We start from the raw sequence: 23,036 nt of genomic DNA on the forward strand, positions 1-23,036 counted from the left end.
TTTTGGAGTGTTCAGATGAAACTTTTTTTATCAATAAAATACAATCGCTTATGACGTTTTGTGCAACTTATTTAAACGTTTGCACTGGCAAGTGTTGATGTAAATCAAATAGTCGTAGACAATATTGCCCCGTGTCGGACTCTCCTCCAGCGAGTACAGTGTGTACTTTTGAGACATAAGTGACTTAAATGACCTCAATACGTCGTGTTTTCAAGAATCGGAAATGCAACTTCTTGAGGTTCTTTGGGCCCATAGACTTTACCTATCAACGTAATAGGTAAGACCAATTTTCTATTTTGAGGTGCCATTGATAGGGTTGGCTCATTCTCTAGCCGTATCCGGGCACACAATAAGTACCTCGTTTTTAAGGGAAAGATGATGGTAATACCAGAAAACAGCAGCATCGTTATTTTTGGTGCTTCAGGTGACCTTACGTACCGTAAGCTCATTCCTGCTTTATACCACCTCTACGCGAACAAGCAGCTTCCAGAGAATTTTGCCATTCTGGGTGTAAGTCGCACTGAATACAGTGATGAGTCTTACCGCGCGAAGCTGAAAAAATCGCTTCAGGAAATGGAAAAGACTGAGCCAGAAACGCTTGATGCATTTATTAACCATCTGCACTACCAAGCAATTAATACTTCTGACACACAAGATTACGGTAAGCTATCTTCTCGCTTAGACCAACTTGCGGACGAATATCAATTCGAGCAACGCAATACGCTTTTTTACTTAGCAACCCCACCAAGTTTATACAGTGTGATCCCTGCAAGTCTTGCAGCACATGGTCTTAACAGTGAAGAGGATGGCTGGAAACGCCTGATCATTGAGAAACCATTTGGCTATGATCTTGAATCGGCGCGTATTCTGGACAAAGAAATTCACGAGCACTTCCAAGAGCATCAAATCTACCGAATTGACCATTACTTAGGTAAAGAAACGGTACAAAACCTACTTGTGCTTCGTTTCTCTAATGCGATGTTTGAGCCGCTTTGGAACCGTAACTTCATTGATTACGTTGAAATCACAGGCGCAGAATTCCTTGGCGTAGAGGAGCGTGGTGGTTACTACGACAACTCTGGCGCTGTGCGCGACATGTTCCAAAACCACTTGCTACAAGTATTAGCAATGGTAGGTATGGAACCACCAGCGCAAATCAATGCAGACTCGATGCGTGATGAAGTGGTAAAAGTGCTTCAATGCTTAAAGCCATTAGACGAAAACGCTCTGCGCAACGACCTAGTATTAGGCCAATACACGGCGTCTGAAGTTCGTGGGCAAAGCCTACGCGGCTACCGTGAAGAGCCGGGAGTTGCAGACGATTCTCGTACAGAGACTTACATCGGTTTGAAAGCGTACATCAACAACTGGCGTTGGAATGGCGTGCCATTTTACGTGCGTACTGGTAAGCGTCTTCCAACACGCGTTACTGAGGTGGTTATCCACTTTAAACAAACACCGCATCCTGTGTTTGGTCAAAACGCACCAGAAAACAAGCTGATCATTCGTATTCAACCAGACGAAGGCATTCAAATGAGCTTTGGCTTGAAAGAGCCAGGCGCAGGCTTTGAAGCGAAGGAAGTGAAAATGAACTTCCATTACGCTGACTTGCAAGAAACGCAAATGCTGACGGCATACGAGCGCCTTCTACTTGATGCTTTGAATGGTGATGCTACGCTATTTGCACGTAGTGATGCGGTGGAAGCGTGCTGGCAATACGTACAGCCAATCTTAGATTTTAAGCAAGATCCACAATCCCTCTTCGGGTACGCATGCGGCACTTGGGGACCTAAAGAGTCAGATGACTTGTTACAGCGTGATGGCCGCGCTTGGCGTTTCCCATGTAAAAACTTAACAGATACGGATTACTGTGAACTATGATCAACCATAAGATCTACCAAACAGCAGAACAGGTAGTTGAAAGCCTAGCTAACGATATGAAAGCGTTTAGCGAAATGGGCAGACCTGTTCACATCTCTCTTTCTGGCGGCAGCACTCCTAAAATGCTGTTTAAACTACTGGCTTCAGAGGCTTACGCAACCTCCATTCAATGGGAAAACCTCCACTTTTGGTGGGGTGACGAACGTTGTGTTGCCCCTGACGATGCAGAAAGCAACTACGGTGAAGCGAACACGTTGTTGTTTAGCCAAGTAAATATTCCTGCGGAAAACATTCACCGCATCCGTGGCGAAGATGAGCCTAAAGCAGAAGCCGAGCGCTTTGCAAAAGAGATGGCAGAGGTGATCCCGAGTGAAAACGGCACACCTGTGTTTGACTGGATCTTATTAGGCGTTGGTGCAGATGGTCATACAGCTTCTCTGTTCCCTGGCCAAACGAATTATGATGATGCGAACCTATCTCTTGTGGCGTCGCATCCTGAATCGGGCCAACTTCGTGTGTCGAAAACCGCACGCGTATTAGAAGCAGCGAAACGCATTAGTTACTTAGTGCTTGGTGCAGGAAAAGCGGACATTGTTGAAGAAATTAACAGTTCACCAGCACACGCACTGCCATACCCAGCGGCTAAGATTCAAGCGAAATCGGGCCTAACGGAATGGTATTTAGATTTAGACGCGGCAGCAAAAATTGCTTAAGACGCTGCTCGTCGATGAAATAAAATTGGAGAGAAACAATGAAAGGTGATATCGGTGTAATTGGCCTAGCAGTAATGGGTCAAAACCTTATCCTAAACATGAACGATCACGGCTTTAAAGTGGTTGCTCACAACCGTACTGCTGCTAAAGTAGACGAGTTCCTGGAAGGTCCAGCAAAAGGCACGAACATCATCGGTGCATACTCTCTAGAAGAACTAGTAGAGAAGCTAGAAACGCCGCGTAAAGTAATGTTGATGGTTCGCGCTGGTGACGTTGTAGACAAGTTCATCGAAGCGCTAGTACCTCTGCTAGACAAAGGCGACATCATTATTGACGGTGGTAACACTAACTACCCAGATACAAACCGTCGTGTTGCTGCACTACGTGAAAAAGGTATCCACTTCATCGGTACTGGTGTATCTGGTGGTGAAGAAGGTGCGCGCTTCGGTCCATCTATCATGCCTGGCGGTGCTGCTGAAGCATGGGAAGCGGTTAAGCCTATCTTCCAAGGTATCGCTGCGAAAACTGACGCTGGTGAGCCATGTTGTGACTGGGTTGGTAACGACGGTGCTGGTCACTTCGTTAAGATGGTACACAACGGTATCGAATACGGTGACATGCAGCTTATCACAGAAGCTTACCAGTTCATGAAAGACGGTCTTGGTATGTCTGCAGACGAGATGCAAGCAGTATTCGCTGATTGGAACAAGACTGAGCTAGACAGCTACCTTGTTGAAATCACGGCTGACATTCTTGGCTACAAAGATGAAGACGGTGAGCCTCTCGTTGAAAAGATCCTAGACACAGCAGGCCAAAAAGGTACTGGTAAATGGACTGGTATCAACGCACTAGACCTAGGTATTCCACTAACGCTTATCTCTGAGTCTGTATTCTCTCGTTGTCTATCTGCACTGAAAGACCAACGTGTTGAAGCCGAGTCTCTATTCGGTAAGACAATCACTCCAGTTGAAGGCGACAAGCAAGAGTGGGTTGATGCACTACGTCAAGCGCTACTAGCTTCTAAGATCATCTCTTACGCTCAAGGCTTCATGCTAATGCGCGAAGCGTCTAACGAGAACGGTTGGGACCTAAACTACGGTAACGTAGCACTAATGTGGCGTGGTGGTTGTATCATCCGCTCTGCGTTTCTAGGCAACATCCGTGATGCGTACGAAGCGAACCCAGACATCGCTTTCCTTGGTTCTGATGAGTACTTCAAAAACATCCTACAAGGCAGCCTAGCAGCATGGCGTAAAGTAGCAGCGAAATCTCTAGAGTCTGGTATCCCAATGCCATGTACGATTTCTGCGCTATCTTTCCTAGACGGTTACACAACAGCTCGTCTACCAGCGAACCTGCTTCAAGCTCAACGTGACTACTTCGGTGCTCACACTTATGAGCGTATTGACCGTCCACGTGGTGAATTCTTCCACACTAACTGGACTGGTACAGGCGGCGACACAGCGTCTACAACTTACGACGTGTAATCGTTTTAAGTAAACCGACTAAATATAAAGATATAAAGGGATGCCCAAGTGGCATCCTTTTTTGTGTCTGTAAGATATTGGTAGATTTAAAAGTTACATTAAACGTTGATTCGTCACGCACTTCTCAGAAATGGGAGAGCATGCATTTGCTAGCAGTTTAATATTTCTCTTCGAAGAGTGAAGCTAAGCCGCTCTCTGTCGTCTCCTCAACTATAAGGTAATAGAAATGACACAACAGAAGCATCCATTTCACACAGCTTTCGTGTTGCTTATGTTCATATTACTGATTACTTACTCTATCTATCGCCTTTATCATCATTTCGTTTTCGAATCTCTACCGCTTCAGCTCAGTAGTGGTTTTCAAGTGCTCTACATTGATGCGTCATATGTTTTAAGTATCGCAAGCTTACTCTTATGCCCTACATTATTGGTCTATATTTTATTTGATCGAATGACTCAGTTAGTCAAAGTGCCGATTAAAGTGATAACTATAACAATTGTCTTGTCCCTTATCGTTGCTATTCCAGGTCAAATTTTTGAATTTGGGCGATTGAAATATATTGCAGAAAGTAATGGTTACTCAGCGTGTCCACCTTTCACAATTGCATCAAGCGGAATGTTTGTAGAAGCTATGGTAAAAGAAGAAAAATACTGTATAGAACCAGAAATTAATCGTATTGGTATGTATGGTTATTTTCACGAACTCGAACGGATTGATAACTATATCAAGTCACACGGAAATGACATCCAATAGAAAAGAGCGCCTAGGCGCTCTTTTCAGTGGTCGTTTTCTTGTTTTGATAAAACCTGTCTTTTAGGTAGAGAATTGCACTGACCACAAGAGCCACTAAAGAAACAGTAAATAGGGCGTACATGCTGAGAATCCATGCGAATGTGGCCGTCAAGAATGCAATGAAGGAAAACATCCTGCTGAAAGACATCACATGGCCAAGTTTGTTACTTTTCATAAACGCCTCCCGAAGCTAAGTGGGGGTAGACAATTGTGGTCATATGCCACACTTTTAATTGTCTGCTCTTTTGGGGCGTTTCACACAAAAAAGTGGCTAAAGATTTCTCAAAAAAGGTGAAATATTGAACTGGTAGACAAATCGTTAAACTGAGTTGCACAGATATGACTTCGGTTGTCTATCACTTCAAAGTTTTTAACTACGCAGATTAAGGGCATGTAGCGTTATTATTATCGTCTTCGAACTCTACGATGCACAATTGCAAGTGAAACTACACTCGTAAGCTCATCCCTGTCGTCGGTTACAGTAAAAGCTTTTTTCTCTTTTTAACAATATCTTAGTAACTACGGGCAATTAAACCCGTTTTTCGATCGAAACTCAGATTGCACAAAAGGTGAAAAAGAGTGCTAGGTAAGCCTTTAAACTACGCCTATAATTAGCGCCCACATGGAGGATGTTTATTATATGAACATCCTTTATTTTTTGAAACTAGCAACAAGGATCCAGTAAAACATGTTTTTCTGGTTTTGTTTACGTCGACCAAGAAGGTAATTAACACAGCAAATTGAGGTTCTAAGATGACTCTTAACAAGTACTTTGTTTTCATTCCAGCAGAATTGGAACAGGAAATGCACAAGGACAATCAAGTGATCTCTGAGAAGGAAACTCAACGTCAGGCATTAGTAAAACAGGCACAACAACAAGGCGGCCTGTAAGCTAGGTTTCAAAGAGAAAGAGCACCGCAACGGTGCTCTTTTTGTATCTGAGGTCGTAGAATTAACTTAATATGCCAAGGCTTTTCAACTTTCTGTAAATGGTATTTCGGCTCACACCAAGCATACGAGACGTTTTGCTAATGTTCCCCTGGTTAGCTTGATATGTTTTGAGCAACTTATCTTCGACGGTTGCACGCAGTTCTGAAGTTGGTTCAGCCGATGCTGCTCCTTCTTGAGCTTGGCTGAGTTTCTTACTTAGGTGGGCTGGGACGTGTTTGAGTTCCAATATTTCTTCACCTTGCGCCATTAAGGCGGATACTTTGATTAAACTATCGAGTTCACGCAAATTTCCTGGCCATGAGTAAGACAGCATCAGAGAAAGGAGGTGAGGGCAAAGCTGTTGTTCAGATTCGGCGTGACGCCGATGAATGTTCTCAATCAGTTGTCGTTTATCTTCACGCTCCTCAAAGCGAGGTAGCTCAATGATCAAGCCATTAAGGCGATAATACAAATCTTGGCGGAACAATCCTTCGCTGACCAAATGTTCCAGATCTTTATGCGTGGCTGCAATGATTTGCGTATCGACTTGAATGCTTTGGTTGGAACCCACGGGAAGCACGGTTTTATCTTGCAATACATGGAGCAATCGGCTTTGAGCTTCCAAGGGTAAATCCGCGATTTCATCTAGAAACAAAATCCCTTTGTGTGCTTGGCGAATTTTTCCCTGATAGCCTTTGCTGTTTGCGCCAGTAAAGGCACCGGCTACGTAGCCAAATAATTCAGATTCAACCAGATCTTTTGGTAGCGCTCCGCAGTTGACGGAAACTAACGGTCCCGTTTTTCTCTGGCTGTTTTTATGGAGTGCTTTTACAAACTCGTTTTTGCCAACACCAGTCTCTCCGAGAATCAACAAACTGATGTCTTTATCGATGACGCGATTAGCTTGCTGCCAACAGTGCTCAACAGCGGAGTCGCCATAATGAAGATCATTGGACGCCGCTACAGCACGAGACTTGACCTTGCTATCTTTATCGGTAAGCGGTTTTGTTTTGAAAACGAAAGGGTGCTCATTTCCCCGAGTGGATAGAATGTCGTCTAAGGATTGCCCAATGATACTTTTTTGCGCAAAAAGTTGAGAGGCTACTTGATTGTGAGCCAAAACTTGTCCGTCTTCATTTGCAATGATAATTCCTTGCCAACCACTATTCAGTAAACCTTTTTCGCACGCTAAATCCACACGAATATGCCCTTGTGGAATCAAGTTAAGTAGTTGATTCTCCACTTGCTGGACCATGTTTTGTACTAGTACTTGCGTTGAGAAGTCATGTCTCTTTTGCTCGCTCGTAATATCTAATACGCCAATGAGGTTACCAAGATGATCGAAAATAGGATTAGCCGAACAGCTAATAAAACGATGGTGTTGGATAAAGTGCTGATCACCAATAACAGAAACGGGCTTTGCTTCAACCAAGGCTGTACCAATGGCGTTGGTGCCTTTGACCTTTTCTTGCCAGCATGCTCCAGAGCTTAGCGAGATTTCCGTCAACTTCTCACGAAATCTAGGCTGTCCCCAACTGCCGATGATGACACCATCTGAGTCCGTCAAAATTAAGCGACTGTCGCTATGAGCAAATAGCTGATTAAACAAAGGGAGCGCAAATTGAGTGACTGCCTCTAGCAAGAAATTGAGTTGGTGACGCCTATCTTGGAGCGTTGCTGGCGTTACTCGAATATCTTCAGGGCGTCGACGCTGTTTTAAACCCGCTTGTTCACTTCTGACCCATGAAGTTGAAAGCCAGTTGTTATCGCTAATGTGTTGAAGTTCCATGACTGTACCATTTTGTCACAGTGAGGGTGTGCCATTTTGGAACACTTGAACATTGGTGTTCACACCATACATCCGCTCAAACATCGCTCACTTGGTTTGTTATCGCTTGGTAATCATAGTTTTACATTTAATTAACAACAAGTGTGGCGTAGTTGGCGTGTGACTTGCGTAATGCTCTTTGTGAACAGTGCGATACGACACTGCAATAACACATTGAACGAGAAACAAAAGGAAGAGTTATGATCTATGCACAGCCAGGTAGTGAAAATGCCATTGTTAACTTTAAATCGCATTACGATAACTTTATCGGTGGGGAATGGCTAAAACCAACGGGTGGTGAGTACTTTGACAATATCTCACCAATCAACGGACAAGCGTATTGTAAAGTTGCTCGCTCTGGCGAGGAAGATATTAATTTAGCACTGGATGCCGCGCACAACATCAGAGCAAAATGGGCCAAAACTAGCGTGACAGAACGTTCGAACATCTTGCTGAAAATTGCTGACCGTATTGAGCAGCATCTAGAAGAGCTTGCAGTTGCAGAAACTTGGGAAAACGGCAAACCAGTTCGCGAAACCCTGGCGGCAGATTTACCTTTAGTAGTGGATCACTTCCGTTACTTCGCTGGCTGTATTCGCGCACAAGAAGGCAGTGCGGCAGAACTGGATGAGCACACCGCAAGCTACCACTTCCCAGAGCCGATTGGTGTGGTGGGTCAAATTATTCCTTGGAACTTCCCAATGTTGATGGCGGCTTGGAAACTAGCACCGGCACTAGCGGCGGGTTGCTGTGTGGTATTGAAGCCAGCAGAGCAAACCCCAACGTCCATTCTGGTTCTGATGGAAAAAATCGGTGACCTTCTTCCTCCTGGTGTCATCAACGTTGTAAACGGATATGGTTCTGAAGCGGGTCAAGCATTAGCAACCAGCAACCGCATTGCGAAACTCGCGTTTACCGGGTCTACGCAAGTTGGCAACCACATTCTGAAATGTGCAGCAGACAACTTGATCCCATCGACAGTTGAGTTAGGTGGTAAATCTCCAAACATCTACTTCTCAGATATCTTCGATTACGAAGATGAGTATCTTGATAAGTGTATCGAAGGTACGTTACTTGGTTTCTTCAACCAAGGTGAAGTTTGTACTTGTCCATCTCGCGTACTGGTTCATGAAGCGATTTATGACAAGTTTGTAGAGAAACTGACGGAACGTGCACAGCTGATTAAACAAGGTAATCCGCTCGATACCGATACTCAAGTTGGTGCTCAGGCTTCTCAAGAACAGTTTGATAAGATTTTAAGTTACCTAGAAATCGGCCGTGAAGAAGGCGCAAAAGTGGTCTTTGGTGGTGGAGTGTCAGAACAGCCAGAGTCTATCAACCAGGGGTACTACATTCAGCCAACCATGTTGGAAGGCCACAACAAGATGCGAATCTTCCAAGAAGAAATCTTTGGCCCAGTGATCGCTATCACCAAATTCAAAGATGAGGCTGAAGCGTTGGAAATCGCAAACGACACTGAATATGGCTTAGGCGCAGGTGTTTGGACACGTGATGCGAACGTTGCATATCGTATGGGCCGTAATATTGAAGCTGGTCGGATCTGGATTAACTGTTACCACGCTTACCCTGCACACGCAGCGTTCGGTGGTTACAAAAAATCGGGTATCGGGCGCGAAACGCACAAGATGATGCTGGATCACTACCAGAACACGAAGAACTTGCTGATTAGCTACAGCATCGACCCGTTAGGCTTCTTCTAGTGAAACTAAGTAATTAATAAAGAAAAAGCAGTATGAATCAAAACCCCGAATCTTCGGGGTTTTTTATTAGCGTGAGCTTGTCGGCTGAAGGGTAACTTAGATGTTTAACCTGCTTATATTGTGATATCAGGAACGTTGAATTATCGCCACTTTTCGTTCCATAAGCTTTTCTACGGCGGCGTTTTGCTCGTCAATATTGAGTTGTGGATCAAAGTCCAAAACGCGATTGCAAGATTCGAGACTGGCAAATTGATTTAAACATTCACCAAGCTCTCTTTTAGAGCTTGTTCGCATCAGACTGCTTTCTGATGAGGAGAGTAGGGTGACTTTACGGCCATGAAACGTTCCTTGCGGCACTGCATCACTTTGCTGCGCTTGTTGAGCGTCATGAACCGATGAATTGGTGTATGTGGATTGGATGTCATTGGACATAAAGACACCTAAACTCTCAAGTCTAAAGTTTGTGGCATCGGTGGTGCCTCATCAATGGTTACATGAGAAGACAATAACGCTTCCCACGACTCGCTGTGCGTCAGCAATTCTGCTAAAGCTGTTTCAAAATATTCGTAATCCAGTCGCCTAATGTTAATGAGTCGGTTTAAACATAGGACATGTCGGTGGTTATCTAAACTAAAAAATAACTGGTGCTCAGGCCAGTGATAATTAAAGGCCAAGAAAGAACGATAAAGATCGGAATTTACAATTTGAAGGCCAACAATCTCAGCTTCGAGCTGCAGAGTTGTCGATTCAGGATGAAAGATGATATGCACCCTTAGATTATCATCAAAGGCTAAGCTTACTTCATTTTCCGTTAGATGCAGTGCAGGCAAGCCTATTTGATGAGCAAACTTTAGCAAAATCTCATCGATAGTTTGGCGTGCTGACATAGGAATAGTCCCTTTTGAAATTTTATCAAGGAAAATATTAGATGTATCTCTTCATGTTTATCAATATTAGTCGGTTGTTATTATATTTTGGCTTTTAAATGTGTTGAGAGAAATAGAAAGGCAAAAGTAAATGTGTTCAGATGCATATCTCGATGGTAATGATATATATGAATATCATTTTTCTCTAATAAACTTCAATTAAGGAAGGAATGAAAGTGAGCAGAAACTGCTTTTGAAATTACAGTCCATGTTAACTACGTGTTGTTGAAAAATGCGATTTATTGTCCGCTTGTAGTATAAATATAAGTTGATCTTTTATATTTTTACATAAAGAATTGTGTGGATTTCAAATGAGCTAGATTATATAAAATAAGTTTATGGGGTCATAATGAACAATTCTATATGGGCTGGTTTTATTGGGTTATTCATACTGAGTGGGTGCAGTCAGACTGTGTCCGTCAATGGGGTGGATGACTTTGATACACAGAGTCAGGCATCAGTCTATGGTTGGGTTTCTGTCGACGGCTACTTTCCACCTTCGATTACTTCTCTTGAGGTGGAAATATGTAAAGTTATTGATAATCAATGTTTTAAATCGGCATCTCAGAGCTACCAAGGCGTTCAGTTGCCTGTGCAGTATTCGTTTTTAATTGCACCAATTCAAGCTGGTGAAGGAAAAATGAAGATTATTGGAAAGCTTTATTCAAACGGTGAGCTCGTTGCGGAAAAAGAAAAGAACTATTTATTTTTAGAGGGAAATAAACAAGAAAACTTGATTCTTGTTCCAAAAATAAACAGATAAAATTTTAAGTACTACATTTTTATTAGAATTTTCTAATTTATAAAAATAAAGACTATATCTTTCCTGTTGTGAAAGATTTGTTGTCTTTTATAAACATTAATTACATGACTTTGAAGTCATCGGGTCAGTTGTTTTTTAGACTCATACTTGTTGCAAAAACAGTATTTTTTATGATTATATCTCGCTCCTTGAACACGTTGGCTTGGCGTTTTAGGCTATAAAACATACATTTTTATGATTTTGGAAATTTAATTTTGTTCTCGAAACGATGCCGAAATCTATTTAATTGTATTCTAATGTATAACAAAACAACCAAACTTAAATAACGAAATGATATTTAAGTTTTGGCTAATGATAAACGCTATCTGATAAAAATAATAAAGACGGACAGCAGAAATTTACTAAGTCAAACTTTTACCTTTAGGTAAAGGTAATGCTTGGGTTATTCGCTAATTATTCGGGGGGTATGGTAAGTGATAGAACTTCTATGCTCTTTTCTTTGCTTCTTTAATTCATACAGCAGTACTTAGAAATAACAACAATCAAAGTAGTGCTTTGAAAGTTTCTCAACATTTGCACTGAGAAACTCAAAATAATGAAGGGTAGAAAATGGATGTGTCAGGCCAACTAAACTCAGAAAGGGTCGACTCGAGTTCACGAAAAATTCGTAGTTTTTCCTGCTATGAAAAATCTGACGAAGTATTTCACTCAGACCAGTCTCACATTGTTGTCGTTCACAATGGTCAGCTTCGAGTTCAAACAGGTGATTGCACAATCGATGTTGCTGCAGAAAATGGGGTATTTCTATCCCAAGGAGATTACTTGTTAGAGTACTCTCCGCTAGATGGGGCATACAAAGCGTCGATTATTGCCTACGACAATGAACTCGTTAGTCAGTTGCTGCAAAAACACAGTGATCTCTTGATGATGCTGCCTAAGGTAGACAAAGTTTGTTCTGGTTTGTTTACTTTTGGTTTGAACATACTCGTTGAACAAGTGCTTTCCAGCATGCAGACGCTTGAGCAACAAGCGTACCCTGATGCCATTATGTGCCTAAAATACGAAGAACTACTCATTCTCTTGCTACACAGCAAAGGAGGAGAATCACTGTATGCGTTGCTGTCACAACAAACAAACCGTACGTCGGAACGGTTACGTCGATTTATGGAACAGCATTACTTAAAAGAATGGAAGTTGACAGACTACGCGCAGGAGTTTGGTGCCAGCTTAACCACTTTTAAAGAGCTTTTTAATGAGCACTATGGCATTTCTCCAAGAGCTTGGATCAGTGAGCGTCGACTACTGCATGCTCATAAACTGCTGTTGACGAGCAAGATGAGCATTGTAGATGTGGCGATGGAGGCAGGGTTTTCCAGCCAGTCTTACTTTACGCAGAGTTACCGTCGTCGTTTTGGAACGACCCCAAGCCGCGTACGTTCGGGAGACGATCAAGTGGCTATCGCGAAATGAAATGACTTGGGACTAAAATTTTCTGACTAATTTTGAAAGTCACTCACCAGTGTAAATTCTATTATGTATCGTGTAACAACGAACGATTAAAAATTATTACATCTCTTTCTTTCTGGATTGTTCGAAAGGGGTGCGGAGACGAACATAAATGAAAAAGCAGCATTGGCGACGCCGTTCGCTTTTTCCAGACAGCATAGTGACACAGCGGAAAGTGACTGTTTTACAAAGAGGAGCTCGTTATGAAAGCGCCTCGAAACCTACGCAGGATCTCAATGTTGTGCACGTCAATCACCGACAATTGTTGAGTGAAGGCGTCATAAATTATGAGCAGTTATCTTTACTTCAACGCTTGTTGGATAGAAATGTCGTCGATAGCCTGTGCGCTAGCCAGTTAGTAAAAACGTATCAAAAACTTGGTGCTTCGATAGACCGGTTTGCCATGCGTTTATTTTTGGAAATTGGATCGCAGCTCAGTGATAGCAGCACAATCACAACGTTCGAACAAAGGCTGGACTACATCAACTCTCGTCTGGGCTTTCGCTTTAATTTGGCTGTCCCAAAAACGTTGATGCTTTGTTTCCATTTATCACTCAACGAGTGGATTAACCGACAAGTCGATCAAAGTGCTCTTCATGCTTCGATTAAAGTTGAACAACTTATCAATCAACTCGATATTCAGAAGGAATATTGGTCGAAGCTATCAGGGGAAGACACCAGTGCCGTCTTTGTTCAACAGCAACTCGATCTCATTAAGAGCCAGCAGCATCAACTTAAAAAGCAACTTGGGACGTTAAGCGAACAACAGTTGCAAGTGATTGAATGTCATCGTTCGTTAATTGAGAAGTGGCAACCGTCTTTAGACGAGCTGAAAGGGTTCGCGGAGTACACCTCTACAACCGAACAATTTATTTCTGAGTGGAAAAATTGGTGTTCGGAAGTGCGACTTGAGGCCCCCGAGCTGAACGAAGTTTGGGATGCATGCGATGTGGTTTACAACGACCAAAATGCGGTTGCGAAAGTATGGCAATGGTTCAAGAACATGCAAACTGTTGGTGATATCGATCACTACTATTTTGATACTCAAAGTGGTCAGTGCGGCCAGGCTTGCAATCACCTCAGCCAGATCTAAATAGGGCGTTAAATGTTAGATAAGATGATGAAATCTTTAGCGGAAGCGCTAAAGGTAGGGGATTTTATTGCCTCAGAAAATGGTTCTTACAACATCGAGGTTGACCAGTTATCACTGACCATCAAGCAACATGCGTCATGGATTTTATGGGAAGCGACGTTACCCTTCCAGTTTAAAGAGCATCTAGATTATCAACAAGAACAAGCGTTACAACGTTGCATGCAGCTCTCATTAAAAACCATTCGTGAGGATGGCGGCGTACTGACAACCAATGATGATCAGCAATTGATTTTGCAAAGTAAAGTAAGGGTTGAGGACCGTTCGGTGGAACGGTTCTCTGCTTTGCTTTCTAAGCACGTCAATCTATGCGAACGTTACATTGCATTACTATAACAAGCACGCGTGAACCACACAATCAACCATACAGTGTGGTTACCATGATGCTAAAAATCTTTCCCAACATTAGGCGTGCTGCAACAAAGGCATTGTTATGCGCAGTGAGTGTTGTTCCTTTGGGATACGCGCAAGCAACAGACTTACACTGGCCCGAACAACCGTTCCGCTACTATGCAGATAACGACTCATTAAAAGAGTTGTTGAATAACTTCGGTGCAAATTATCGTGTCTCGGTTTCTGTTAGTGACAAAGTCAACGATCGAGTGAATGGGCGTTTTACCCCTGAAGATCCGGCGGAATTCCTCGATTACTTATCGCAAGTGTACAACTTGATGTGGTATTTCGATGGTGCCGTCTTACATGTCTATAAGGCGACAGAAACTCGCTCACGTTTACTTCAATTGGAATTACTTACGGCTAGAGAGCTACGCAGTACGTTAATTTCCACCGGCGTTTGGGATTCTCGTTATGGTTGGAGAGCTGCTGAGAGCAAAGGGTTAGTCTATCTTGCGGGTCCTCCACGTTATGTCGACTTAGTGGTACAAACGGCGGAGGCATTGGAAACGCGCTTGCTGCAGAAATCGAATTCAACCGACGAATTATTCGTTGAGATAATTCCTTTGAAGTACGCTTCTGCAACGGATAGAGAAATTGCATATCGAGATCAGACAATTACGGTCCCTGGCATCGCATCGGTGTTAAAACGGGTCGTGTCTGGTGTTCAAACTCAAGTGACGAGTGCGTCTAGCAAAGAAGTTACCAGTTCAGATAAGCCTGTAAAAAGTAATAAAACCGCCTCAGTTCATGGTGGCGCAACAGTTGAAGCAGAGCCGGGCCTTAATGCGATTATCGTTCGTGATACTCAAGCACGATTACCGCTCTATCGTAAACTGGTCGCGCAATTAGACCAGCCGCAATCAAGAATTGAAGTCGCGCTATCGATTGTCGATATCAGTGCCAACGATTTAAGTCAGTTAGGCGTGGATTGGCGAGCAGGAGTGTCTGTCGGAAACAACCGCATTGTCGATATCAAAACAACAGGTGATGTGAATTCGGGGGATGTGACGCTCGGCAGTGGACAGAACTTTAAGTCCTTGCTTGATTCAACCAACCTAAATTACTTGCTGGCTCAAATTCGTTTATTGGAATCCAAAGGCAGTGCTCAAGTGGTTTCAAGACCAACATTGTTAACTCAGGAAAATGTCGAAGCGGTACTGAACAACAGCAGCACGTTTTACGTCAAGCTGGTTGGTAAAGAAACCGCAGCGCTGGAAGAGGTCACGTATGGCACGTTACTGAGAATTGTCCCACGTATCGTTGGTGATAGATTTGCTGCACGACCTGAAATTAACCTGAGCCTTCATCTCGAAGACGGTGCAAAGATCGCTGATGGTGGCGTCGATGATCTTCCTTCCGTTCGTAAAACTGAAATCAGCACCTTAGCGACGGTTAAACAAGGGCAAAGCTTACTTATCGGTGGTGTGTACCGAGATGAAGTGAGCCATCAGTTACGTAAAGTGCCATTGCTAGGAGACATCCCATATTTAGGCGCGCTGTTTAGAAGTAATACCAATACTAAGCGCCGCACAGTACGAATGTTTATTTTAGAACCTCGAATTGTTGTGGATGGTATTGGCGATAGTGTGTTGATTGGCAACGAATATGACTTGCGACCAAGTATCGGCAAGCTTAACAACATCTCCAACAATAGCGCTGAATTTAAATCGGTAGTGGAAGTATATAGCTGCACATCGAGGGTTCAAGCCGAGCGCTATCAACAAGACTTATTGTCACAGCAAAAGTCGTCTCAATTAACGCAGTGCCGATTACCAACAGGGCAAAAGGGTTGGCGGGTGAAAGTATTGGAATGTGATGACTCACAAAGTGAGTGTGTGCGCCCTTCAGAGGAGTCTTAACCGCGATGCAGCAATGGAAAATTCGTATTTTATCAGGCGTGCATACCGGAGTAGAAGTCACCTTACCTGAAGGTGCTCTCGTGCTTGGCAGTGACGACTTTATTGCTGATCTTGTATTGTCTGATGCTGGGGTCGAAGCGAACCATTTCACCCTCGTTTGCCAGCAAGACTCGGTCATTTTACGAGGCTGCGAAGAGGCAAATATTAACAGTGAAGACATCGCTGTTGCAGGTGATGGTATCGAGTTGTCACGCCATGCTGTTGTCTCGGTCGGCGTTGTGAAGTTCGCTCTGGGATACGCGGAAGATGCGTTAATTGTGAGTAACGTCAGCGACGAATCTAGCCAACAGAATACACCTGTGGTTGCTGTGCAACGCTCTAGCTGGAAAAAAACAACGCTCATCGCTTTGCTTTGTAGTTTTGTCCCGAGTGTCATTTTTGCCGGTATGTGGTACAGCCAAGCTAACGGAAACAACAATGAAATTGTTACAGAAGCAGAACCCATTGTTTTGGTACGTAACATCTTAGGCGAGCTCAAACTTAGCGACGTTCGCGTGGAATGGAATGCCGCCGCACGCCAAGCAGTCTTAGAGGGCTATGTTGAAGACCGAACACAGAAACTCGATCTGCTTGGTCGAATTGATGTATTGGGCATCAATTACAAAAGTGACTTAAGAACGATGGAAGAAATCCGTCGCGGGGTTCGATTTATTTTGCGCAACCTCGGCTATCACCAAGTGAAAGTCGAAAATGGCGATGAGACCGGCACACTGCTGCTGACGGGCTATATCGATGATGCAAGCCGCTGGAACCAAGTTGAACAAATCTTGGAGCGAGACGTGCCGGGTCTTATTGCGTGGAAGGTTGAACTGCAGCGAGCGGGTGCCTACATGGATACGCTAAAAGCGTTATTGACGGATGCGGAGTTACTGAAAAAAGTCCAGTTGGTCACCAGCGGTGATCGCATCGAAGTTCGTGGTGAGCTTGATGATATCGAAACGACTCGATTTTACGGTGTGACCCGAGACTTCCGGGAACAATATGGTGAGAAGCCGTACTTAGTTTTGAAATCCATACCTAAGGTGAGTAAAGGCACCAACATCGATTTCCCGTTTCGTAGCGTTAACTTTGGCCAGGTTCCATATGTGATTCTGACCGATAACGTTCGCTATATGGTCGGTGCAAGAACGCCTCAGGGCTACCGAATATCCAGTGTTACACCTGCTGGTATTGAGTTGGTTAAAGGCGGGCGGGTGATAACAATAGAACTTGGATATGAAGGTGAGACGAACAATGACAAATCTTGAACAAATTTTAAATAACGACACAAACGGTGCGGAAGTGCACAAGATTAAGAGCAAGCTCTTAGAAGCACAAGCGGTGGTGAAACGTCAGTTGGATTTAGGGTGCTCACCACAGCAGTACCAATTGCTACTCAAACAGTATGAAGCTTACACAGCCGCCCATGCGGTCGTTGAATCATACGAAGCTAACTAAAAAATACGAGGAAGTCTTATGTCATTTTACGATGCTAGTAACAGTGTAAACCTTGATGATGTTAAAGCTAAGTTAGAACAACAAGCGAAAGATGCCAACACAGAAGTGACGGCAGCCATCAAGAACCTAGAAACCAATGCCGATGATCCATCAAAGCTTGCCGAGCTTCAGCACGCGATCAACAAATGGTCTGTTGTTTACAATATCAATGCGACCACCACTCGTGCGATTAAAGATGTGATGCAGTCGATTCTCCAGAAGGTGTAAAGCATGGAACGAGAAACGCGCCAACTGCTGGCTGAAATCGCGCTGATGGCAACAGGTATGCATCGTCATCAAGAAGCCAACACGATTGCAGATGGCCTTGAAGCAAGCTCAGGTTCTGAAGAGACCGTTGCGATGATTCGTGCAATGAGCCTCATGAATAAAGGCTTGTATGAAGAGGCTCATCAATTACTCGAACCACTTTGTAATGCCTATCCAGATCTGATCAGCTTAGCGGCTCTTGCTTCTGCCAAAGCCGGTTTACTGAGCAAAGCGGAAAGCTGGGTAGAACTTGCGTCACAAGGAAGCGAAGAAAGCCAAGCATTTGCTGCGAGCTTTTCTCAGGACATTAGGAATCTTGGATGATCATTGATTCAAGCAACCTAAGTCTTCAACACCAATCTTTGCGTCAGTCGGAGTCGCGCCATTATGAGCGGAGCGATGAAGACAAGATGAAAGCACTCATGGAGCGAAGTGACAAGCAAGAGCAAGTTTCACATGTTTCTCCAAAAGAGACGCTAGAGAAAACAGAAGCCAAACTGGCGGAGATTAAAGCGTGGTACGAATCATTAAAAGACGCAGAGGTTGTCAGTAAACAAAGTGTCTTATCATCGTTAAATGAAGCGTTCTCCGACCCTCAAGTTAAACGAGAGGCAATGTGGTACGCCTTTCATGAGGCGAAGAGTGCAAAAGGCAACGAGCAGCCACAATCTGATTTGTTAAAGGTGTTGAAGCAGGAGTTACTAGGGAATTTTTCGGGACAGCTTATTGCCGAACCACCTGCTGATAAAACAGCACTAAAAGCAATGCTAGCGCAGCATTTTCCACTGGGTGCCCAGAAAGAACAAGCCTTATGGCATTGCTGGGCAGAGTTGAAGTCGTTACCTGATATGGCATCAACACTGGACATGGTTCGTGATGAACTTAGCTTCATGATCCAAAAAAATGCGATGGTGAAAAACATCATGACTCACAGTCACAAGTTAGATTTATCTTAGGAGTACATATGATAAACACGCAGTACACCGAGGTGATGCAAACCAACATTGATAAGTTGCAGGATGCGCAAGTCGAAGACGGTTTAAGCGAACGTTTTGAGCAAGCCATGTCGGTTCCCGAGGCAAGTAATGGCCTGGAGGGAGGTTTGCTAGAAAACATCAGCGAGTTGAAAAACACTATCGATAACGCGAAAAGTAACCTGCAAGACAACATGAAGATGGTGGGTGATGATCCGGCGCAATTACTGCAAATGCAGTGGGCGCTGACACGCATTACTTTTCAAGAAGAGCTGATCGCGAAAACCGTGGGTAAAACCACACAAAACGTAGAAACCTTATTGAAGGCACAATAGTGATGATGAATAAAATGAGAGCAGTTTTCATCATGCTCACGTTGTTTCTGGTAGGTTGTCAGACCGAGCTATACACCAACGTTACTCAGAAAGAGGGTAATGAGATGTTGTCGATCTTACTATCCGAAGGTGTCGTTGCAACAAAAGAACCTGACAAAGACAACACCGTCAAGTTAATGGTAGACAGTTCTCAAATCGCCTTCGCGGTAGACGCGCTAAAGCGAAAAGGCTATCCAAGAGAGCAGTTTTCTACACTGAAAGAGGTGTTTCCTAAAGACGATTTGATCTCGTCACCATTAGCAGAACGAGCACGTTTGGTATACGCGAAATCTCAAGAGCTCTCCTCAACCTTATCTCAGATTGATGGCGTGCTAGTGGCACGTGTTCATGTTGTTTTGGAAGATCAAGATCTGCGTCCAGGAGAGCGTCCAACTCCAGCTTCTGCCTCCGTATTTATTAAACACGCGGCAGATATTGCGCTTGATTCATATGTTCCGCAGATCAAATTATTAGTGAACAACAGTATTGAGGGGTTGAACTACGATCGAATCAGCGTAGTGATGGTACCCTCATCAGAGGTTCGAGTTGCTACTCAAAACAATCAATTTAAAAGCATTTTGTCGGTTCAGGTCACCAAAGAGACGGCGAATAATCTTATCGCCATTTTGGTGTTCTTGGTAGCGGCACTCATCGGCTCGAATATCGCTACTTTTACATGGTGTCGTAGGAACACGAAGCGTGGTTAAACCAGAAACACCACTCGCGCAGGTACAACACCAGTTTAACTATGCGCCTTGCCAGTACATCCATAGAAGTTGGATAGAGCAAAAGCAGCCTTGGTTACTAAATATCGAAGGCTGGAGAGATAACCCCATGTTCAACCAATGGTGTATCAATGAGTGGGCGTTATCTCCCGTTCCTGAGATGGCTTTTAACAGACCTTGTCATAGTTTGGCATTGCTCCCGACAGACGCGTTGAATCAACTCGTATTGATGGTGGGTGGAGCTTTGCATTGCGTTGCGATGCGAAGCGTTGTCTTAAAACACCCGAAACAGGTTCTGAACAACGTTTTTGGTTTGGAAGGCGCTCGGTTCTTAATTCAAAACGGGCCGATGCTGTTATCCAGCTGGCCGCAAGGCTGGCAGCGTTCGTTACCAGAACTACTGGATGAAAGGTCTGTTGAAGCAAGCATGAGGGCGCTGGGATATTTTTGGATGAGGTTTATTTTGATTAACTCACCGGAAGATGTTGTTCTTCGTTGGCAATTCAAATTGGAAAAGCAACTTAGCGAAAACGCGGAAACAGCTAACTGGTTGGAAGCGGATCAACGAGATCTGGCGTATCGACTCACAAAAAAAATCGCAAAACAGGTTATTCCTCAATGGTTTCATTTGTTGAAATAAAAACAGACAATTTGCAGCTGGCACCTGGCTTAAAGGTGCTGAAAGCGAAAGATTATGCCAGTTATCTGGATTCGCAACACTTAGTTGAAGCCGCGAACTCCAAAGCTGAAAGCATCATTGCTAATGCCCAACAAGCCTACGAAACCGAAAAACAACGTGGTTATCAAGATGGCCTTGCACAAGCCAAGATTGAAAATGCGCAAACGATGGTTGAAACCTTAGCACGTTGTAATGACTACTATCAGCAAGTCGAAGAAAAAATGACAGGTGTGGTGTTAGAAGCAGTACGTAAGATCATCGATACCTTCGATGATGTCGATACCACGGTGAGTGTAGTTCGAGAAGCGTTGCAACTGGTGAGCAACCAAAAGCAGGTCATTTTACATGTCCACCCAGAGCAGGTTGTTGAGGTGAGGGAAAAGGTGGCTGGTGTATTAAGTGATTTCCCTGAAGTCGGTTACGTTGACGTGGTAGCAGATGCGCGCTTGAAAAATGGAGGCTGCATTTTGGAAACAGAAGTTGGGATCATCGACGCCAGTATTGATGGACAGCTGCATGCATTAAAGCAAGCCATGGTGAAGCAGCTCAGCGAGCGTAAAATTACGATTCATGAATAAACCTCAAAAACTCAGCACTTGCTGAGTTTTTTCATTTTAATGCCTTTAAACAAAAAAAATCCGACCATTTCTAAAATATTCACTGCCATAAATCCTTAAGAATACATCTAAGAAAGCTGCTTAGTTGATAAGTGTTGCAACCAAGCAGCGCCTCTAAAACAACAAAAATAGGATTATTTAGTCGAATGGCTAATGGATTTATAACTTCTTTACTGACAGATTTTGCCAGCCGCTGCCAATTGGAGCCGTTGGTTTTTGATGAGGATGATTGTTGCCATCTACTCGTTGAGCAAAACACAGCAATCACAATTCGTGCACAAGAAGATCGTGTGACGCTTATCGGGCTGATTTCAGGTAATAAACCGAGTGCTGATATTTTGCATCAACATATGAAAGATGCCTTAACGCAAGGCTCTCCAGCGGTATGCTGGGAGGAAGAGACCGGATATATCGGTTTCATACACCTGCCTCAGCAACTGCTAACTGCATCTTTTTTCGATGAGTCATTTGCGAATTTCATCGAGTGGTTAAAAAGTGCGAATACACAAGAAGTAACCAATAAAACAACCGAAGTACCGGAAACGAATACCACTCATTTTTCCACATTAAGGGTTTAAAACATGATCAGTTTTGGAAGTGTTAGCGCGTTGCAGGCTGCCATGCCGCAAGCTCGTAACGAGATACTTAACGAAGGTAAGCTGAGTATTGGTGGCAAAGAATACCAAATTAACGCAGCGACCCAAGAATTTACTCGCGCCAATCCTACGAATGGTGCAGTAGCGCGATTTTTTGAAGCGACAGGAAAACTGTTTCGCGAAGGTAGCCCACAATCGGTAGCGAAAGCCCTTACAAAAGCCGTATTTGATAATGAGCAAGGACAAGCTCAGCGTTTACAAGCTGCTTCTTCTGTTGAGCATGGACAAATGTTCTTCAAAGATGGAAGCATAAAAACCGCATCAGATGTCTTAAATGCCTTTGCGAAGTTAGACAGTAAATCAGTTCAGTCGAACTCTGCTGAGCTAAACCAGTTAGCAGAGCGAGCGATGACAGAGGCAATGTTAGAAACCGATTCTGGTAAAAACCTCACATCACTGATTGGCGAAAGTGCAGCGAAGTCGCTTGCTGGACGTGTAGTAAAAGACTACGGCGGTGGTGTATCTGCAGCGCAGAAAAACCCGGCAGGTAGCATTAATCAAATGCAAGCGGTGTTTGATATGGAGGTGATGCATCTTAAATCGGCGCAACGTCATATCGAAGGTCTAGCAAGCACCGATCTAAGCCAAGGTGTATACGCTGAAGGACTGGCAGAGGACGCGTTTAACAAAAGTGGCGTAACCAATAATGTTGAAAGAGCTACGGCGTGGATCATTAATGCTTCTAACTCTAAAGGAAACGATGCCGAAAATATTACGTCTTTACTGAAAGAATACGCGTCTAATGGTAAAGATTTATTGAATATGGAAAACCTAAAAGAGCTGCACACTCGATTGGTGCCTAATGTTGAGCGTGATTACCGAGGGCCAAATATTTCGGGTGGCACTTTGCCTTCAAGTATTGGCGGTGAGGGCATGTTAAAGCAGCACATTGAAGGCTTTTTGAAAGAGAACCCTGTAGAAGATAAAGACTTAGGTAAACATTTGTTCGCCGGAGTTATCGGGTACCATGGCTTTACCGATGGAAATGGTCGCATGGGTCGCATGCTATACGCGATAGCAGAACTTCGTAACGACTCGTTCAATCCTTTAGCTATGGATGCAGAAAATAGCCTTCACGGTATTAAGTGATTTTCTACTTCTATTTAATTTTCGGAGCGGCGATTGCCGCTCTTTTATTTTCCAGCTTAACCTTAATTTTTCTTCTCAATAAAACGGCTAATAGCAATAAAAATGAGACGTTGAAATAAAGTGTCGGTTTCTATCTCGCCATAAAATCTCTTTTATCCTTATTCGC

26 protein-coding genes are annotated in these 23,036 nt (G+C 43.7%); 22 read left to right on the top strand and 4 right to left on the bottom strand.

Annotated elements, in window-relative coordinates; translation table 11 throughout:
- The first annotated feature begins 378 nt into the window (after positions 1 to 378).
- From zwf to R8O11_RS11050, 4 genes are all read left to right on the top strand, one after another.
- Positions 379 to 1,881 carry a glucose-6-phosphate dehydrogenase gene (zwf, locus tag R8O11_RS11035; protein WP_017634563.1) on the top strand — a complete coding sequence of 501 codons (1,503 nt, stop codon included), beginning with the start codon at positions 379 to 381 and terminating at the stop codon, positions 1,879 to 1,881.
- Complete coding sequence (gene pgl / locus R8O11_RS11040) at positions 1,878 to 2,594, top strand: 6-phosphogluconolactonase (RefSeq protein ID WP_017634562.1); 717 nt, start codon at positions 1,878 to 1,880, stop codon at positions 2,592 to 2,594. Before zwf ends, pgl begins: the two co-directional genes overlap by 4 nt.
- A 38-nt stretch (positions 2,595 to 2,632) precedes the next feature.
- Positions 2,633 to 4,081 (top strand): decarboxylating NADP(+)-dependent phosphogluconate dehydrogenase, encoded by a 1,449-nt coding sequence (gnd, locus tag R8O11_RS11045; protein WP_005377160.1) that lies wholly within the window; start codon positions 2,633 to 2,635, stop codon positions 4,079 to 4,081.
- Positions 4,082 to 4,307: 226 nt separating this feature from the next.
- On the top strand, positions 4,308 to 4,835 hold the full coding sequence (locus R8O11_RS11050) for a hypothetical protein (RefSeq protein WP_033906174.1): 528 nt from the start codon (positions 4,308 to 4,310) through the stop codon (positions 4,833 to 4,835).
- Between the two features lie 10 nt (positions 4,836 to 4,845).
- On the opposite strand, the gene R8O11_RS11055 is transcribed toward R8O11_RS11050, so the two are convergent.
- On the bottom strand, positions 4,846 to 5,049 hold the full coding sequence (locus R8O11_RS11055) for a hypothetical protein (RefSeq protein ID WP_005377162.1): 204 nt from the start codon (positions 5,047 to 5,049) through the stop codon (positions 4,846 to 4,848).
- Positions 5,050 to 5,627: 578 nt separating this feature from the next.
- Here R8O11_RS11055 and R8O11_RS11060 point away from each other — a divergent pair.
- Positions 5,628 to 5,765, top strand: a complete 138-nt coding sequence (locus R8O11_RS11060) for a hypothetical protein (protein ID WP_005377165.1) — start codon at positions 5,628 to 5,630, stop codon at positions 5,763 to 5,765.
- 61 nt (positions 5,766 to 5,826) lie between these two features.
- On the opposite strand, the gene R8O11_RS11065 is transcribed toward R8O11_RS11060, so the two are convergent.
- Positions 5,827 to 7,593, bottom strand: a complete 1,767-nt coding sequence (locus R8O11_RS11065) for a sigma-54-dependent Fis family transcriptional regulator (RefSeq protein ID WP_318194142.1) — start codon at positions 7,591 to 7,593, stop codon at positions 5,827 to 5,829.
- 239 nt (positions 7,594 to 7,832) lie between these two features.
- Between R8O11_RS11065 and R8O11_RS11070 the strand changes: the two genes are divergently transcribed.
- The gene (locus R8O11_RS11070; RefSeq protein WP_318194143.1) at positions 7,833 to 9,353 is read left to right on the top strand and encodes an aldehyde dehydrogenase family protein; all 1,521 of its coding nucleotides are present in this window, start codon (positions 7,833 to 7,835) and stop codon (positions 9,351 to 9,353) included.
- 126 nt (positions 9,354 to 9,479) lie between these two features.
- On the opposite strand, the gene exsE2 is transcribed toward R8O11_RS11070, so the two are convergent.
- Both exsE2 and exsC read right to left on the bottom strand, forming a co-directional pair.
- A complete protein-coding gene (gene exsE2, locus R8O11_RS11075) occupies positions 9,480 to 9,785 on the bottom strand; it encodes a T3SS regulon translocated regulator ExsE2 (protein WP_318194144.1) in 306 nt (101 codons plus the stop codon).
- An 8-nt stretch (positions 9,786 to 9,793) separates the two neighbouring features.
- Positions 9,794 to 10,240, bottom strand: a complete 447-nt coding sequence (gene exsC / locus R8O11_RS11080; protein WP_005377174.1) for a type III secretion system regulatory chaperone ExsC — start codon at positions 10,238 to 10,240, stop codon at positions 9,794 to 9,796.
- Between the two features lie 388 nt (positions 10,241 to 10,628).
- On the opposite strand from exsC, the gene R8O11_RS11085 reads away from it, so the two are divergent.
- The 16 genes from R8O11_RS11085 to R8O11_RS11160 all read left to right on the top strand — a co-directional run bounded on the left by R8O11_RS11085 (position 10,629) and on the right by R8O11_RS11160 (position 22,870).
- Complete coding sequence (locus tag R8O11_RS11085) at positions 10,629 to 11,042, top strand: YscW family type III secretion system pilotin (RefSeq protein WP_318194145.1); 414 nt, start codon at positions 10,629 to 10,631, stop codon at positions 11,040 to 11,042.
- A 609-nt stretch (positions 11,043 to 11,651) separates the two neighbouring features.
- A complete protein-coding gene (locus R8O11_RS11090; protein ID WP_005377191.1) occupies positions 11,652 to 12,512 on the top strand; it encodes an AraC family transcriptional regulator in 861 nt (286 codons plus the stop codon).
- Between the two features lie 148 nt (positions 12,513 to 12,660).
- The gene (locus R8O11_RS11095) at positions 12,661 to 13,641 is read left to right on the top strand and encodes a T3SS regulon anti-activator ExsD domain-containing protein (RefSeq protein ID WP_025768113.1); all 981 of its coding nucleotides are present in this window, start codon (positions 12,661 to 12,663) and stop codon (positions 13,639 to 13,641) included.
- Between the two features lie 12 nt (positions 13,642 to 13,653).
- Entirely contained in the window at positions 13,654 to 14,034 is a 381-nt protein-coding gene (locus R8O11_RS11100) for a YscB family type III secretion system chaperone (RefSeq protein WP_318194146.1), read from the top strand.
- 44 nt (positions 14,035 to 14,078) lie between these two features.
- Positions 14,079 to 15,953 (top strand): type III secretion system outer membrane ring subunit SctC, encoded by a 1,875-nt coding sequence (gene sctC / locus R8O11_RS11105; protein WP_065274579.1) that lies wholly within the window; start codon positions 14,079 to 14,081, stop codon positions 15,951 to 15,953.
- A 5-nt stretch (positions 15,954 to 15,958) separates the two neighbouring features.
- A complete protein-coding gene (gene sctD, locus R8O11_RS11110; protein WP_005377197.1) occupies positions 15,959 to 17,260 on the top strand; it encodes a type III secretion system inner membrane ring subunit SctD in 1,302 nt (433 codons plus the stop codon).
- Positions 17,247 to 17,450 carry an EscE/YscE/SsaE family type III secretion system needle protein co-chaperone gene (locus R8O11_RS11115; protein WP_005377198.1) on the top strand — a complete coding sequence of 68 codons (204 nt, stop codon included), beginning with the start codon at positions 17,247 to 17,249 and terminating at the stop codon, positions 17,448 to 17,450. The genes sctD and R8O11_RS11115 overlap by 14 nt, the downstream gene beginning before the upstream one ends.
- Before the next feature lie 18 nt (positions 17,451 to 17,468).
- The gene (gene sctF, locus R8O11_RS11120) at positions 17,469 to 17,717 is read left to right on the top strand and encodes a type III secretion system needle filament subunit SctF (protein ID WP_005377199.1); all 249 of its coding nucleotides are present in this window, start codon (positions 17,469 to 17,471) and stop codon (positions 17,715 to 17,717) included.
- A gap of 3 nt (positions 17,718 to 17,720) precedes the next feature.
- Positions 17,721 to 18,080 carry a YscG family type III secretion system chaperone gene (locus tag R8O11_RS11125; protein WP_005377200.1) on the top strand — a complete coding sequence of 120 codons (360 nt, stop codon included), beginning with the start codon at positions 17,721 to 17,723 and terminating at the stop codon, positions 18,078 to 18,080.
- Positions 18,077 to 18,712: a YopR family T3SS polymerization control protein gene (locus tag R8O11_RS11130; protein ID WP_025768115.1), complete on the top strand. Its 636-nt coding sequence runs from the start codon at positions 18,077 to 18,079 to the stop codon at positions 18,710 to 18,712. Before R8O11_RS11125 ends, R8O11_RS11130 begins: the two co-directional genes overlap by 4 nt.
- An 8-nt stretch (positions 18,713 to 18,720) precedes the next feature.
- A complete protein-coding gene (sctI, locus tag R8O11_RS11135; RefSeq protein ID WP_005387149.1) occupies positions 18,721 to 19,065 on the top strand; it encodes a type III secretion system inner rod subunit SctI in 345 nt (114 codons plus the stop codon).
- Positions 19,065 to 19,811 carry a type III secretion system inner membrane ring lipoprotein SctJ gene (sctJ, locus tag R8O11_RS11140; RefSeq protein WP_086012989.1) on the top strand — a complete coding sequence of 249 codons (747 nt, stop codon included), beginning with the start codon at positions 19,065 to 19,067 and terminating at the stop codon, positions 19,809 to 19,811. The genes sctI and sctJ overlap by 1 nt, the downstream gene beginning before the upstream one ends.
- A complete protein-coding gene (gene vscK, locus R8O11_RS11145; protein WP_115386029.1) occupies positions 19,804 to 20,469 on the top strand; it encodes a SctK family type III secretion system sorting platform protein VscK in 666 nt (221 codons plus the stop codon). The genes sctJ and vscK overlap by 8 nt, the downstream gene beginning before the upstream one ends.
- Entirely contained in the window at positions 20,448 to 21,086 is a 639-nt protein-coding gene (locus R8O11_RS11150; protein ID WP_005387146.1) for an HrpE/YscL family type III secretion apparatus protein, read from the top strand. Before vscK ends, R8O11_RS11150 begins: the two co-directional genes overlap by 22 nt.
- Positions 21,087 to 21,271: 185 nt before the next feature.
- Positions 21,272 to 21,703, top strand: coding sequence for a type III secretion system chaperone (locus tag R8O11_RS11155; protein ID WP_005377206.1), 432 nt, complete (start codon positions 21,272 to 21,274; stop codon positions 21,701 to 21,703).
- A 3-nt stretch (positions 21,704 to 21,706) separates the two neighbouring features.
- Positions 21,707 to 22,870, top strand: a complete 1,164-nt coding sequence (locus tag R8O11_RS11160) for a VopS family T3SS effector adenosine monophosphate-protein transferase (protein ID WP_149192510.1) — start codon at positions 21,707 to 21,709, stop codon at positions 22,868 to 22,870.
- The last annotated feature ends 166 nt before the right edge of the window (positions 22,871 to 23,036 follow it).

This window comes from Vibrio sp. 1288, assembly GCF_033344475.1.